We start from the raw sequence: 15,173 nt of genomic DNA, 5'->3' as shown, positions 1-15,173 counted from the left end.
TCACCAGAAGCTTACTTAGGAACTAATATTGAAAATGTACCTAATGCATTTCTTATGCTTGGGCCAAATGTTTTGGTCTATGACTCATTTATTGGTCTTGCCGAAGCACAACTGCAATATATTGTAGATGGTTTGCTACAAATGAAGGCAAAAGGTATTGCTAAGCTTTCAGTGAAATCAGAAGTGATTAAAAAGCACAACGACTTGGTACAAAAACATCTGCAAACCACTGTATTTAATAGTGGGGGATGTAAAAGTTACTACCTTGATGCAAATGGGCGTAACTTTGCAGCATGGCCATGGTCATTGAAAAAGCTTAAACAGCGTTTACATCATTTAAAGTTAGAAGAATATGATGTGGTTTATGAAGCTGATTTGATAAAAGCAAAACCTAAAGCTGAAGAAGTTGCTGGTTAATAACTTTATAAAAGCCCATTTTAATTTATTGAAATGGGCTTTTTATTATTGAACGGATTGAACAATAAATTAAAATTCAACAAATAATTTAATGAAGTTAAATTGAAAAATAAATTTAAATATACTTAAAAATAAAAGTAGGTGAATAATGCTATATAAGTTTTTGTTAAAAAATATAGTTATTTTTAAAAATGAATTTTTAAGTGAAAAGTATTATTTTTACTCTTTTTAAAATTGCAAATTAGAAAACATTTTTTATATCAATGGTTTAAGTGATTAATAATTATTGTAAATAAATGTGAAAATATTCACAAACTGGTTATTTTTTGTTAAGATCATTAACATTAAAAACATAGAGATAATAATAATGATCAATAAAGTATTAATAGTGTTGTGCGTGAGTATCGTGTTTGTATTAGGGTACTGGGCGTATTTAGATACCCAAAATAAAAGACATCAAGAGCTCATGAGGATTATTCAGGAAGCTGAAAAAAATTTGCAAACAATTGAGCGAAATCCTAATCGTATTAGTCATAGCAATTTAGCTTCATATAATTTGCAAAAATATATCAGCGATAAAAAAGTGTTTTTCTAAGCAAAGTAGTCATTATTATTTGCTTTAAAAACTGTGCCATTGATCATATCTTTTCATAAATTTTGATCATGTTGCTTTTGAATCTGTTAAACTTATTGAACGTATAGTAAAAAAGCTGCATAGGGGTTATGCAGCTTTTTTGTGTTTCAAGAGGGGCTGTGGCTATTTTCTGTGTATGACAGCAGAAATCGAATGAGTGGCATATTTGTTGCTTCGTCTATTGAAGATTTTTGTCTAGAGATCTGATCAGAAAAACAAGATTGCTCAGATACCTACATAGAAGTACATATTCCACAGCTCAGATTTTGCATAGAGGCTACTTATGGCGGCGCCCAATTCTTCGGCAGGCTGGTTAGAGCGTTTATTTAAGTTAAGCGACAATAAAACCACGTTTCGAACAGAAGTTCTTGCTGGTGTAACTACGTTTTTAACGATGTGTTACATCATCATTGTCAATCCACTCATTTTATCTGAAACCGGCATGGATCATGGCGCCGTATTCGTTGCGACCTGTTTGGCAGCAGCAATCGGTTGTTTAGTGATGGGTATTATTGCCAATTATCCAATCGCATTAGCACCGGGCATGGGGCTTAATGCTTATTTTACCTATTCGGTATGTATGGGTATGGGGGTGCCATGGCAGACAGCTTTAGCTGCTGTTTTTGTTTCAGGCGTTGTATTTCTTGCAATCAGCTTCTTTAAAGTTCGTGAAGCGATTGTTAATGCAATTCCAATGTCGCTTAAATTTGCGATAGGTGGTGGTATTGGCTTATTCCTGGCGCTTATTGCGCTAAAAAATGCCGGAATTATTGTTGCAAATAAAGCAACATTAGTGGGTTTGGGCGATATTAAACAACCTACTGTACTACTCGCTTTATTTGGTTTTTTACTTATTGTTGTTTTACATCAGCTTAAAGTCCGTGGTGCCATCATTATTAGTATTTTAGTAGTGACAGCAATTGCGACTGCTTTAGGTTTAAATGAATTTAAAGGTGTAGTAGGGCAGATTCCTTCAATTGCACCAACATTTATGCAAATGGACTTTAAAGGTCTGTTTACTGCAAGTATGGTGGGTGTGATCTTCGTATTCTTTATTGTTGACTTGTTTGATAGTACGGGTACTTTGGTAGGTGTTTCACACCGTGCGGGCCTTTTACAAGATGGCAAATTGCCACGTTTGAAAAAAGCACTATTTGCTGACTCTACTGCAATTGTTGCTGGTGCAGCATTAGGTACATCATCAACCACACCATATATTGAATCGGCTTCAGGTGTAGCAGCAGGTGGACGTACAGGTTTAACTGCAGTAGTGGTCGCTTTCTTATTTATCTGCTGTTTATTCTTGGCACCTCTTGCTCAATCTGTGCCAGGTTTTGCAACAGCTCCAGCTTTATTGTTCATTGGTGTACTCATGATCCAAGGGATCACGCACATTGATTGGGATGATATTACAGAAGCTGTTCCAGCCTTTTTAACGATTGTATTTATGCCATTTGCGTACTCAATTGCAGATGGTATTGCTATGGGCTTCATCAGCTATGCATTAGTTAAATTATTCACAGGTAAGGCAAAAACTGTTCCATACATGGTATGGATTATTGCTGCTCTTTGGGTATTTAAATTTATCGCTTTTGGCGGTTAATATGATTTTTCATAATTTTCTTCTAGAACTATTTTAGTGATAGAGATATAAGAAGGAAATTATAGAAGGGGGTGCTTACCACACCCTTTTTTCTTTAGATGTGGAGTTAATATGAATCAAGTCGAGCTGATTCAGGCCTTACCAAAAGCCGAGTTGCATGTGCATATTGAAGGGACGTTTGAACCTGAATTAATGTTCGCTATTGCACAGCGTAATCAGATTCAGATTCCTTACAAATCTGTTGAAGAAGTAAAGCAAGCTTATAACTTTCATAATCTTCAATCATTTTTAGATATTTACTATGCTGGTGCAAATGTTCTTGTTCATGAGCAAGATTTTTATGATTTAGCATGGGCATATTTTGAGAAATGTGCAGAAGATCGTGTCGTTCATACAGAAATGTTCTTCGACCCACAAACTCATACCGACCGTGGTATTGCGTTTGCAACGGTGATCAATGGGCTTAAACGTGCATGTGCTGACGCAAAAACCAAATTTGGTATTAGCTCTCAGCTTATTATGTGTTTCTTGCGCCATTTAAGCGAAGAAGCTGCATTTGAAACGCTTGAGCAAGCTTTACCGTTTAAAGAAGACATCATTGCTGTTGGACTTGATTCAAGTGAAGTAGGCCATCCACCAGCTAGGTTTGAACGTGTTTTTGCTAAGGCACGTGAAGAAGGTTTCTTAATCGTGGCTCACGCGGGCGAAGAAGGCCCACCTGAATATGTATGGGAAGCTTTAGACTTGCTCAAAGTAAACCGTATTGACCACGGCGTGCGTTCTGAAGAAGACGAACAATTAATGGCTCGTTTAATTAACGAAAAAATGCCATTAACGGTTTGTCCTTTAAGTAACTTAAAGCTATGTGTCGTTAAGGATATGAAAGATCACAACATCCGCCGTCTTTTACAAAAAGGCGTACATGTGACTGTTAACTCGGATGATCCTTCATATTTTGGCGGTTATATGAATGATAACTTTATTGCTATTCAGCAGGCCTTAGATTTAAGTAATGATGAGTTGAAGCAACTCGCAATTAACTCTTTTGAAGCCTCTTTCATCTCAGATGAAGAGAAGCAAAAGTGGGTTTCAGAAATTCAGAAAATCTAAATAAAAAAACCGCCTGTGATAGGCGGTTTTTTTTAACATAGAATTTATTTAGGTTGTTTAGTCATACTATTTAAAACATTATCTTTATCCACAAAGTGATGTTTTAAAGCTGCCAGAACATGTCCAACAATAAGTAAACCTGCAAACCACGAAATATAAATATGCAATGGTTTAACAATCGCTAATATCTCAGGGTTATCTTGTACTAAACGTGGAATTTCAAATAAATATAAAACTGGGGCAGGATGACCAACACTCCAGCTAAATAAACAACCCGTAACAGGTAAAGCCACTAAAATCACATATAGCAATAAATGTCCGATGTGAGCTAAGGTTTTCATAGTGGGTGACATGGTGTCAGGCAGTTGTGGGGCTGGGTGGGTGTAACGCCAGAATAGGCGAATAACCACTAGAAAGATAATGGTTGTGGCAATGTTTTTATGTAGTGTAATGACATCACCTTTAAAGCTACCATCAGCATCGTAACTTAAAAAGTTTCCACTATAAAAGCCAATCACCCAAGCGGTAATGAAAATGATTGCCATGACCCAATGCAGAATCTGTGCAGTACGGGTGTAGTATTGAGAGGATGAGGCAGGCATAAAAGACCCTATTTTTTTGTCATTTTAGTGCTAGATTTTATGAGAAAGGGTTGATTTTGAGAAATGTTGTTCTCGTAACGGAGCGTGCTATAAACAGAACGCTTTAATTGAAGAAACATAGTCAACTTGAGTTGGAAAATAACAGAGTCAGATTGCACAAATGCATCAATTTATTTGTTTCTTCTAAGCACAAGTTTAGGCAAAATACGCGCTGCTTACGTTCGATCAAAGGAAAAAATGATGAAAAAATTGATGCTTGCTATGGCACCAGTTGTTTTAGCTTTAACGGCTTGTGCGACCACGCCTGGTGCAGGTTCTACAGAAACAGCAACTCAACAGTTAGGCATGACTGCATTAAAAGTGGCTGTAAACGCGAAATGTATTACAGAAATTAATAATGTTGCTGCATGGAAAACAGCAACCAAGCTTATGACTGCTGAACAACGTGATAGTATTCAAACTAATGTTTGTGGTTGCGTAAGTGAAAAGGCACCAAACAGTGTTACAGCAGTTGATTTGGCTACTGCTGCACTTGACCCGGCGGCACGTGCAACAGTTGTAAATCAGGTTGTCTCTAATACTGTAAACGCTTGTGTAGCCGAAGCTTTGCAAAAGTAATTAATAATTTGAGTTTCAAAGAAGGCTGACTCATATTGATCGGCCTCTTTTTTTATTGGAGTATACATGTTTGTTGCAGGCGTAGATGAGGCAGGGCGAGGCCCATTAGTGGGTTCAGTTGTTGCCGCAGCTGTTATTTTAGATCCGAACAATCCAATTTTAGGTTTGAATGATTCTAAAAAATTAACTGAAAAGAAACGTGAAAAGTTGTTTATTGAAATTCAGGAAAAAGCTTTAGCATGGTCAATAGCAGAAGCTACCCATGCAGAAATTGATGAGCTGAATATCTTGCAAGCAACTTTTTTGGCTATGCAACGTGCCGTGGATGGTCTAAAAACACAGCCTCAAAAAGTCATTGTAGATGGCAACCAAATTCCCAAAGGAATCATTATTCCTTGTGAAGCGATTGTTGGTGGCGACGCTAGCCATGCCGAGATTAGTGCCGCGAGTATCTTGGCAAAAGTTACACGTGATCGCCAAATGGCTGAATTAGATCAGCAATATCCATTATTTGGTTTTGCCAAACATAAGGGTTATCCAACTAAAGCGCATTTTGAAGCGATTGCAGCTCACGGTGTAATCGATCAGCATCGTCGTAGTTATGCACCTGTAAAACGTGCATTAGGGCTATAAATTTATATACTCCCAAAAAATTTAAAGCGACTATAAAGTCGCTTTAATTAGGGAGAGAATAACTTCATACTAACGATTGAAGTTTTTCTGTGCATAATTATCATCTTCATATGAAACTTGATAATCTTGATCAAGATGTTGAAGGTGTTCATGCATTGCACGTTCATGTTGAATACGTTGATAAATTTCTTCGCGATGAACAGAAACCTCTTTTGGCGCATTCACACCAATTCGAACCTGGTTTCCTTTGACGCCAAGCACAGTAACACTGACTTGATCCCCAATCATTAATGTTTCCCCGACACGGCGGGTCAGAATCAGCATGTTTATCTCCTTGCTAAACGCTTAAAACTGCAATATTGGTACCCAAATAAAAAGCTCAACCTCAGTTTTCAGTCAGATTCTAACAGAAATATGAGAACAAAGTCATATTTTGATAATCTCTGCCAAAAAACTTTCCGTTTAATATAACAGAGCCGCTATAAAAAAAACTATAGCGGCTCTGTGTTTTCTTTGATTATTGTCGGACAAGTAAACATTTTTTAATGAATTCTTGACCGGTTGGTAAAATTAAGCGCGGGCGCTGCTTTCACCGTGTTCGCGATCTAAACCAAAAGCGGTATGTAGGCAACGAACTGCAAGTTCAAGATATTTCTCATCAATGATGACAGACACCTTAATTTCAGATGTTGAGATCATAAGGATATTAATACCTTCGTCTGCGAGGGCAGTAAACATCTTGCTTGCTACACCAGCGTGTGAGCGCATACCCACACCAACAATCGAAACTTTTACAATATCGTCACGTGTTGAAACTTCGCGTGCCCCAATATTTTTGGCAGTTTCATTTAAGATTTTTTCAGCTTTCGCTAAATCAACACGGTTTACAGTAAACGTAAAATCTGTTGTGCCATCTTCTTCAACATTTTGGACTATCATGTCCACTTCAATGTTGGCATCACTTACTGGTGATAAAATTTTAGAAGCAATACCTGGTTCATCAGGTACACCTAAAATCGTTAATTTTGCTTCGTCACGGTTAAAAGCAATACCTGCAATGATTGGCTGTTCCATAGTGTCTTCTGCCTCAGTAGTAATGAGTGTACCTACATTTTCTTTAAATTCGTCGTCAAATGCGCCGTCGTCATCATTATCAAAGCTTGATAATACGCGTAAAGGAACTTGATATTTTCCGGCAAATTCTACTGAGCGAATTTGTAAAACTTTTGAACCTAATGATGCCATTTCTAGCATTTCTTCAAAAGAAATACGATCAATTTTCTTCGCTTTAGGAGCAACACGAGGATCTGTAGTGTAAACACCATCAACGTCAGTATAGATTTGGCATTCATCTGCTTTAAGTGCAGCAGCAATCGCAACACCAGAAGTATCTGAACCACCACGTCCTAGAGTAGTTGTGTTTCCATTAGCGTCAAAGCCTTGGAAGCCTGCAACTACAATAACACGGCCTGCATCTAGGTCATTGGTCATGACATCTGTGTCAATCGACTCAATACGCGCCTTGGTAAATGCACTGTCAGTTTTAATACCGACTTGACGTCCGGTATAGGATTTAGCTTCCACACCAATCGAATTAAGTGCCATAGCTAACATGGAAATCGTCACCTGTTCACCGGTTGAAACCATTTGGTCTAACTCGCGTGGGTCAGGTGTTTCGGTAATGGCTTTAGCGAGGGCAAGTAAGCGGTTTGTTTCACCACTCATTGCAGATACGACCACAACAACCTTGTGACCGTGATCATGCCAACGCTTCACACGACGAGCAACATTTAAAATGCGCTCGGGGGTACCCATAGAAGTACCGCCATATTTTTGAACGATTAATGCCATATCGCCTAAACCCTTATAATTAAACGGGAAAAGTATATTCTTGCTTCCTTGGTTTCATTATATGTACACCATTATGTACATAAATGAAATTGCTGAGTTTATCTAGCAAGCCGTGATTCGGCGGACAGTATATAGTAACGTAAATATGCTAACAATCATTGATCTGGACTAATTTCATCAAGTTTGCTGATTGTTAGCTTCGGTACAACTTATATAGCTTTTTTTAGTTGCTTCTTTTGCTGGCATTCTTCCTCCCACTTCATTACATCAGTAGCGAGGTATCTTTTCATTGTCCCGCCTTCAGAACTTAAAGCTGGGGCTGGGAAGGGAATACCCCAAGGAGTGTTAATTTCCCAACGATTAAGTGTGCGTTTAGTAATATGAAACATCTCACACACATTGTTAGATGTCAGATATTTATCCACCTTACCCCTCCTTACTTTCCGCTTTAACTTCTTCTAACATGGCCTCAACTCTCTTTAATTCAGATCTAGAACGTTTAAAAGCTTCTCAATTAGTAGAAAAGCATAATTTAGACTTGTTGACTGTCTAGACGCTTTATGGCATATTTTTGATATAGTGGACGAAGTATAAGTAATTCACTGATCTAAAGCTCATCGTTTGATGGGCTTTTTGTTTTTATACTTGCTAGATTTCAATTATGATTTAAAATTAAATCAGGTGGCTCGTCGCCAAACATCGCCACCTGAAATTCTATTAGAAATGATAGTTATTTGTTTGTGTCACCTCCATATTAATTAATTGTAGAGTTGATATTGTGTTGTACTGGTGGTGGGCACCAAGCGCCACCAGTACAATCGTTAAAAGCGCCCCTTTTCTTTGCATTAAGTAATGTTCCTTTGATTTAATGGTTAGATTTACACCACACATTAGCTGTCTTCATCCTAAATACATGGTCGTTACATTATAAATCATCTAAATTGAATGCTTGTCTAAATGTTAAGCGTTTAAGAATGCCCACTTAAGCATGTTTATATTTATGCTATAGTCCAGTCTAATTAGAATTTGGTACTTAAAATGAATATCTGTGTTGGTGGTGAACTAGATGGGCAAAAGATAGAGAAAGAAGGCAGATTACTAAAAGCTTCTGATATCGACCCATCTTTTAAAACTGAGTACTACAAGCAAGTTTTTAACCGCGACAACATTAACTATCATTTTTGGCTGCCAATTGGATCTGACTTACATGATATGTCTGAGAAAGTTCTAAATATCATTAGATCACCTAAAAACTAGTTTTATCGTTTGCCGGACGTATTACGGCGCAAATGGCCCCGCTAAATATCGATTATTGGCGGGGCTTTTTATTAAATTTTAATTGAATTTGCTAAGGATAAAGATGTATAAAAATATTATAAAATCCAATAATTATATTATTAATTCAATAATTTATTTAAAATTAAATTAATCGAATTTAAACAATATTTACTTAGATGATGCATTAGGTAACTCAAATAAACATGATTTTAGGAGAATAATTAAAAAAACGGAGTACAAATGCTATGAATGAGAATGTAGAGCTAATAAATTACATTGATGTAGCTGAGACAGTTTACGAACGGGTATATGAAAATAATAAAATTTCAAATAATTTGATTGTTAATCTAAATCGCATTATGGCTGAGATAAAGAATCAAGCTGCAGAAAAAAGACTCAAATTGAAGTACAGCTCAATAGACTTTGAACATTGTTTAAGTTTGCCTTTAGCTGATCGCAAAATAAAAGTAGATTTAAGCCTTATACCTCATTTTGAAGATCGTGAAGAAAGTATTTTGTGGTTAACTAACTTTATTGGAAAAATTTGTGAGCCCAGAAAGATGCAAAGACAGAAAAAAAATCTTCATTAAGTACCTGTGAATTTTAGATGAACCGCCCTTAAAGCGGTTTTTATTGCTAGTAGAATATTTAAGGTATCTTTTCTAATAGGCACATACTATTGAAGTGTTTTTAATTTATTTTTTAGATTGAAAAGATTGCTATTTAAGTAATTTAAATATAAAAATCTTTATTGATTGAGAGTAGTTGTTATACAGGATATTTATAAGGATTTTAAAATGACAATTATCACATTGCTCGATGTTAAGACGAAGAAGAAAGTGATAGTTCGGTCCGTAATAGACCCAATAGCAAGAATAGACAAAAAAGGGAATATACAAATTATTCAAATTCATAAATGGCTATATGATGAATCTGGAGATTTCGTTGATGAAGACTTATATGAGGCACTCAACAATGGAGAAGTTGGAATATACATAACTTTGCAGTATATGATCATTAATATTGAAAATTAATTATTTTTTATTTTTTATTTTTAGTCAGTGTGATTTCTTACTCTCTAGAGCCTAATGGTTACTACACATAAGACCTTATTAAGTATTACCTATTGATGGGCACATATTCTTTATAAGTCTTGATAAGTAAAAAAATTATGTAGGCTAAAAATAAAACCATTCAAAAAAAGAAATCTTTATCTATTTAAATATGAATATTTGATATTTTTAATTCAGTCCCTATTGCTAGTGCTTAAATATTATGCCAATATGAAGTTGGAGATATTTCCGAATAGATATTTCCTATTTCAGGTCTAAGCGTTTTTTTTCGCTAAGCCCATTTCTGAATAAAAATAGGAAGTGGGCTTTTTTATTTTTAAATATTTCAGTATTATCAGTGTGTTGCTTTAAGTAACACTAAACCTTATTGATCAGCGCAAATATCAAAAAAGGGGGAGCTTGCCTACTAGGCAAGCTTTTTAAATTGATAATTTAAACACAATAATCCATTTTAAAGCTCAATAGAAAAATCAAACTTCCCTAGCTTTTATTCGTACTAATTTATTGAATATAATCGTTTTTATAATTTTTAAAATTTCCTTAAACTAAAAATGGAAAATTTCTTGTTGCAACATTGTTATAATAGGACTACCTTAAGAAAAATACTTTATAAAAATGAGGAGCTGCCGAAATGCCACAGTATCTCATGTTTGCGGAAAATATTTATAACAAAATTAAAGATGAGGAATTGTTTTCACATGACTGTATTGAAAATATGAACTTACTTATGACATGTATACGCAGAGAAATTGAGGGAACAGAATTTAAATTAAAATATAATTTTATTGATTTTGTTGAATTGTTTAGTAAACAATTAGATGAATGTAAAGTAAAAATAGATGTGAGTTTGATTCCTCCTCATAATTCAGAAGGTGAGTATATTTTATGGTTAGCTGGATTTATCGAAAAAATTACAGAAGGTGGACCTAAACCACCTCCGCCTATAAAGAAATTTATTCCAGAGTATATGAGCTTCAAATCTGAATTAGATTTTTTACCCTTAAATGAGGAAAAAATTCAAAACGAAGGTAAAGAAATTACGGATTACTTTAATTCAAAGCTTTATAAGGCAACTTTTAAGAAGTAATACTATATTGCCTGTGAGTTTAGCCACCGCCTAAGGGCGGTTTTTTTATGGGTGAGAATAATGGATTCTACAGAATACTTTTGGCTTACTCGGAAAAAAGAACCTAAAACCAAACCTAAAAGCAGACCATTGCCCAAGGCTAAAGAAAAATATCTCGAAGCTGAAGAAACATTATTTCAAGAATTAGAAGAGCATCGAATTGGATACCGAAGAAAATTTCAATTTGAATCAACTAAAAATTGGCGGTTCGATTTTTATATTGTGAAGTTGAATCTTCTTATAGAAATTGCTGGCAGTCCTTGGGCAGTTGGTCGCGGGGGTAAAAAGATTGCAAATTCATTTAATAAATATGAACTAGCTCTAGACCGAGGTTATGAATTTGAGCGTCTTGAACCTCACCAAATTGAATCAGGTTATGCAATTAACTGGATTAAAAGCGAATTAGCGAGAATTGAAGATGGAACAGATCAGACCATTCCCACCACAGGACTTGATTGATAAAGCCGAAGAGGATGAAGCAATTAGATTAGCTCCAGCACCTGACTTAATGAATTGGGTGATCACAAACTTTTTAACTATTGGTGGTCCTTTACATAACCCCGATCATGATCATATTGCTGAGCTACTTCACGACAATGAAGAATTTCTAGCCTGTGCATGGGCTTCATCCGCATGTGTAGCTAAAAAACGCATGGTTCTAGGCCAATGTGAAAAGGTGATGTTTAACCAAGGTGGTTGGAAGAAAGCTCGCCAAGAGCAGCAAATGCGTGATTGGTTTGGCTATGTGCCTGTATATCTAATAACAATTGATGCTAGTTATTGCGACCAAGCTACTGACAGAGACTTTTGCGCTTTAATCGAACATGAGCTTTATCACATTGGGGTTGAACGTGATGAAGACGGCGAAGCTCTTTACAGTGAAATGACTGGCTTACCAAAGCATTACTTGGCAGGTCATGACGTTGAAGAATTTATTGGTGTTACCAAACGGTGGGGAGCAGACGAGAACGTGAAGCGACTTATTGAAGTAGCAAAACAAGCGCCGTTTGTATCAGATGTAAATATTTCCAAGTGTTGTGGAACATGTTTAATAAGTTGAGCCTTTGGGCTCTTTTTTTTGTCTATTTTGCTAGACGTAGCTAGACAAAGGTAGGGGTATGGCAGCATTAAAAGAACAAGTGAAAATCTATATTGTTCAAGCTCTTGCATGCATGGATACACCCCAACAGGTTGCGGATGCTGTCAAGCAAGAATTTAACATTGAAATTGATCGAAAACAGGTTCAGCTATATGACCCAACGAAAGCTGCTGGGAAAAACTTAAGCGAAAAATTTAAGCTATTGTTCGAAAAAACTCGAGAGGAATTTAAGAACAATATTTTCGATATCCCTTTGGCTAACAAAGCATTTCGCATTAATGAGCTGCAGAAAATGTATGACTCGACTAAAAACAAAGTCACAAGGCAGAACATTATTAAGCAAGTTAAAGATGAGATGCAGGGCCATTCATTGCAGTTGCTAGATCTTGAGTTGAAACAACTTGAGATTGAAAAGATAAGATCGGGTGATGGTGAGGGGGGCGATGATCCAACACCAGTAAAAGTAACCATTCAAGTTGTAGATGCGAGTAAAAAAGATGCCGAACATCAATCCGACGCTGAATGTACCTCAGGCTAATTTTTTACAGATGGAAAAGAAATTCCGAGCGTTTGTTGCTGGCTTTGGATCTGGAAAAACTTGGGTTGGTTGCTCAAGCTTGTGTAATAAAGCTTGGGAGTTTCCAAAAGTGCCTTTAGGTTACTTTGCACCAACTTACCCTCAGATCCGAGATATTTTCTTTCCTACAATTGAAGAAGTTGCATTCGACTGGGGGCTTAAAACTAAGGTATATGAAACCAATAAAGAGGTGGATATATATTATGGCCGTCAATATCGAACCACTATCATTTGTCGCTCGATGGAGAAGCCTGCCACAATTGTTGGTTTTAAAATAGGTCATGCTTTGATTGATGAGCTAGATGTTATGGCCATGAATAAAGCACAACAAGCATGGCGTAAGATTATTGCCCGTATGCGTTACAAGCAAGCTGGTTTGTTAAATGGTATCGATGTGGCCACTACGCCAGAGGGATTTAAGTTTACTTATGAACAATTCGTTAAAGAGGCGAATAAATCAGAAGCTAAGCGAAGCCTTTATGGAATGATTCAAGCATCAACATATGACAATGAAGCAAATTTACCAGACGATTATATTTCATCGTTATTTGAATCGTATCCGCCCCAACTCATTTCTGCTTATTTGAAAGGGCAATTTGTAAACTTAACCAGTGGTGCTGTTTATCCTGACTTCGATCGTACTTTAAATCATACTGATGAGGAAATTAAAAAGGATGAGCCATTACTTATAGGTATGGACTTTAACGTACTTAAGATGGCTGCTGTTGTTTACGTTATTAGAGAAGGGAAGCCAAGAGCATTGGATGAATTGGTAGGAGTCAGAGATACCCCGACTATGTGTTATTTGATTAAAGAGCGCTTTCCTGATCATGATATTACTGTGATACCAGACGCTTCAGGGCAAGCAACTTCTTCAAAGGGATTTAGCGAATCCGATCATGCAATTTTAAAGAAAAATGGATTTAAGGTTGAAGTGAATGGGGTGAACCCGGGCATTAAAGACCGTATCAATGCAGTTAATGCCCAGATCCTGAATGCCGATGGCGAAAGACACCTCAAAGTAAACACAAACAAATGTCCTAACTTTACGGCCACTCTAGAACAACAAGTATATGACAGCTTCGGCATGCCAGATAAGACTGCAGGATTGGACCATGTTGGTGATGCTGGTGGATATCCATTAGCTAAACGTTTTCCGATCATCATTCAGAAAGTATTTAAACGGCGCACAATCGCTGGTTTTTCTCGTTAAACAACGCACCTTTTCAGGTGCTTTTTTATTGGTGTTTTTATGGCAGTTACTGATAAACATCCGCAGTATATTGCTGCACAAAAAAGCTGGTTGATTATGCGTGACGCCGTTGCTGGTGAAGAGCAGATCAAACAGGCACAAACAAAGTACCTAGCTAAATCGGCCGGAATGATTGAGGCTGAAAAGCAAGGTGATACGACTGGAGAGATTTATAAGGCCTATCTAAGTCGAGCTCAGTATCCGCTATGGGTTCAGGACGCATTACGCACAATGATCGGGTTAGTTTCAAAGCTTGAGCCGAATATTGTGATTGAAAGTTCTCTACTTAAAGGATTGATAGAGAATGCAACAAATGACGGTTTTGGGCTTAAACAGCTCTTTATTCGCATTTGTTCAGAGTTGCTAGAGTTTGGGCGCTGTGGGCTGCTTGTCGATGTTGATGCTAACGGAGTGCCATATTTCGCCTTATATGATGCGTTATCTATTATCAACTGGAAGGAAAACAGTATCGGTGGTCGTAAAGATCTAAAACTGTTAGTGCTCGAGGAGCAATTTGATAATAGTGAAGATGAATTTGGCCATGATACGAAAACGGTCCACCGTGTTTTATCTATGGTAGACGGTGCGCTAACTGTCCGTTTATTTGATGGATCTATTGAAGAAGATAAAACGCCTGATTTAGGGGGTAACCAACTTTCATTCACGCCGTTTGTTTTTTGCGGCACGATTGATAATTCGCCTGATGTTGGTACGGTACCATTGCTTACAATGGCCAAGGCTGCTCTGAAGTATTACCAACTTAGTGCAGATTATTACCAGTCACTTCACCATACAGCTCATCCGCAGCCTTGGATTAGTGGCCTTGATGATGACGATGATGATGATATTAGCGTTACTGGTGTTATGGCTGTCTGGAGTCTTCCTCCAAATTCACAATGTGGTTATTTAGAAATTTCAGGTAACGGCATTGAACTCACTAAAAAGGAAATGGATGCGCAAAAGAATTCAGCATTAGAAGCTGGGGCTAAAGTAGTTGATACCAATACACAGGAATCAGGTGAAGCGCGCCGTGCACGGCAAGACGATCAGCAAGCAAGTCTTCACAGTATCGTGATGTGTGCAGCTGCAGCAATTGAACAAGCCATTAAGTATGCAGCGCAGTGGTTAAAGCTGGATTCGACAAAATATTCATTTACAGTTGAACCTGAGTTTATTGTGCAGGTCACGGATATTAATCTTGCAAAACAGCTTTATGAGGGTGCTATTTCAGGGAAAAACTCTTTCCGCACATATTGGGAATACCTGATGACAGGTAAATTACCAGCTCACGACTATCAGG

Annotated in this window: 18 protein-coding genes and 1 pseudogene; 15 read left to right on the top strand and 4 right to left on the bottom strand. The window is 37.0% G+C overall.

Going from position 1 to position 15,173, the window contains the following annotated elements:
- From J582_RS22450 to J582_RS22440, 4 genes and pseudogenes are all read left to right on the top strand, one after another.
- Nucleotides 1-417 (top strand): annotated as a pseudogene (locus J582_RS22450) (cyclohexanone monooxygenase); the annotation flags it as partial.
- Between the two features lie 367 nt (nt 418-784).
- Nucleotides 785-1,012, top strand: a complete 228-nt coding sequence (locus J582_RS0105240) for a hypothetical protein (RefSeq protein WP_004709863.1) — start codon at nt 785-787, stop codon at nt 1,010-1,012.
- Between the two features lie 322 nt (nt 1,013-1,334).
- Nucleotides 1,335-2,654, top strand: a complete 1,320-nt coding sequence (locus tag J582_RS22445) for an NCS2 family permease (RefSeq protein WP_004709861.1) — start codon at nt 1,335-1,337, stop codon at nt 2,652-2,654.
- Between the two features lie 111 nt (nt 2,655-2,765).
- On the top strand, nt 2,766-3,764 hold the full coding sequence (locus J582_RS22440) for an adenosine deaminase (protein WP_032048635.1): 999 nt from the start codon (nt 2,766-2,768) through the stop codon (nt 3,762-3,764).
- A gap of 44 nt (nt 3,765-3,808) precedes the next feature.
- On the opposite strand, the gene J582_RS22435 is transcribed toward J582_RS22440, so the two are convergent.
- Complete coding sequence (locus J582_RS22435; RefSeq protein ID WP_032048634.1) at nt 3,809-4,366, bottom strand: cytochrome b; 558 nt, start codon at nt 4,364-4,366, stop codon at nt 3,809-3,811.
- Between the two features lie 240 nt (nt 4,367-4,606).
- Between J582_RS22435 and J582_RS22430 the strand changes: the two genes are divergently transcribed.
- A complete protein-coding gene (locus J582_RS22430) occupies nt 4,607-4,984 on the top strand; it encodes a hypothetical protein (RefSeq protein ID WP_002156817.1) in 378 nt (125 codons plus the stop codon).
- A 66-nt stretch (nt 4,985-5,050) separates the two neighbouring features.
- On the top strand, nt 5,051-5,617 hold the full coding sequence (gene rnhB / locus J582_RS22425; protein WP_000495832.1) for a ribonuclease HII: 567 nt from the start codon (nt 5,051-5,053) through the stop codon (nt 5,615-5,617).
- Nucleotides 5,618-5,686: 69 nt separating this feature from the next.
- On the opposite strand, the gene csrA is transcribed toward rnhB, so the two are convergent.
- From csrA to J582_RS22410, 3 genes are all read right to left on the bottom strand, one after another.
- Nucleotides 5,687-5,941 carry a carbon storage regulator CsrA gene (gene csrA, locus J582_RS22420; RefSeq protein ID WP_000906487.1) on the bottom strand — a complete coding sequence of 85 codons (255 nt, stop codon included), beginning with the start codon at nt 5,939-5,941 and terminating at the stop codon, nt 5,687-5,689.
- Between the two features lie 246 nt (nt 5,942-6,187).
- Nucleotides 6,188-7,468, bottom strand: a complete 1,281-nt coding sequence (locus tag J582_RS22415) for an aspartate kinase (protein WP_001185176.1) — start codon at nt 7,466-7,468, stop codon at nt 6,188-6,190.
- 209 nt (nt 7,469-7,677) lie between these two features.
- Nucleotides 7,678-7,893: a hypothetical protein gene (locus J582_RS22410; RefSeq protein WP_000362184.1), complete on the bottom strand. Its 216-nt coding sequence runs from the start codon at nt 7,891-7,893 to the stop codon at nt 7,678-7,680.
- A gap of 613 nt (nt 7,894-8,506) precedes the next feature.
- Here J582_RS22410 and J582_RS22405 point away from each other — a divergent pair.
- From J582_RS22405 to J582_RS22370, 9 genes are all read left to right on the top strand, one after another.
- On the top strand, nt 8,507-8,725 hold the full coding sequence (locus tag J582_RS22405; RefSeq protein WP_001017700.1) for a hypothetical protein: 219 nt from the start codon (nt 8,507-8,509) through the stop codon (nt 8,723-8,725).
- A gap of 266 nt (nt 8,726-8,991) precedes the next feature.
- Entirely contained in the window at nt 8,992-9,336 is a 345-nt protein-coding gene (locus J582_RS22400; protein WP_001005051.1) for a hypothetical protein, read from the top strand.
- Between the two features lie 207 nt (nt 9,337-9,543).
- Nucleotides 9,544-9,780: a hypothetical protein gene (locus J582_RS0105235; protein ID WP_000152665.1), complete on the top strand. Its 237-nt coding sequence runs from the start codon at nt 9,544-9,546 to the stop codon at nt 9,778-9,780.
- Nucleotides 9,781-10,450: 670 nt separating this feature from the next.
- The gene (locus J582_RS22395) at nt 10,451-10,906 is read left to right on the top strand and encodes a hypothetical protein (protein WP_001136769.1); all 456 of its coding nucleotides are present in this window, start codon (nt 10,451-10,453) and stop codon (nt 10,904-10,906) included.
- A 60-nt stretch (nt 10,907-10,966) separates the two neighbouring features.
- Nucleotides 10,967-11,404, top strand: a complete 438-nt coding sequence (locus tag J582_RS22390) for a hypothetical protein (RefSeq protein WP_032048633.1) — start codon at nt 10,967-10,969, stop codon at nt 11,402-11,404.
- Complete coding sequence (locus tag J582_RS22385) at nt 11,364-12,005, top strand: putative metallopeptidase (RefSeq protein WP_032048632.1); 642 nt, start codon at nt 11,364-11,366, stop codon at nt 12,003-12,005. The genes J582_RS22390 and J582_RS22385 overlap by 41 nt, the downstream gene beginning before the upstream one ends.
- A 58-nt stretch (nt 12,006-12,063) precedes the next feature.
- Entirely contained in the window at nt 12,064-12,582 is a 519-nt protein-coding gene (locus J582_RS22380) for a DUF2280 domain-containing protein (RefSeq protein WP_032048631.1), read from the top strand.
- Entirely contained in the window at nt 12,542-13,834 is a 1,293-nt protein-coding gene (locus J582_RS22375; protein ID WP_032048630.1) for a terminase large subunit domain-containing protein, read from the top strand. The genes J582_RS22380 and J582_RS22375 overlap by 41 nt, the downstream gene beginning before the upstream one ends.
- Before the next feature lie 39 nt (nt 13,835-13,873).
- Nucleotides 13,874-15,173 (top strand): DUF4055 domain-containing protein (locus tag J582_RS22370; protein WP_032048629.1); only part of this gene is annotated, 1,300 nt, incomplete at its 3' end.

The sequence above is a fragment of the Acinetobacter sp. 1566109 genome, assembly GCF_000582255.1.
In the GTDB taxonomy this organism is placed as follows: Bacteria; Pseudomonadota; Gammaproteobacteria; order Pseudomonadales; family Moraxellaceae; genus Acinetobacter; species Acinetobacter nosocomialis.
The sequence above is the reverse complement of the archived record's forward strand: the minus strand, read 5'-3'. Positions and strand labels throughout refer to the sequence as shown.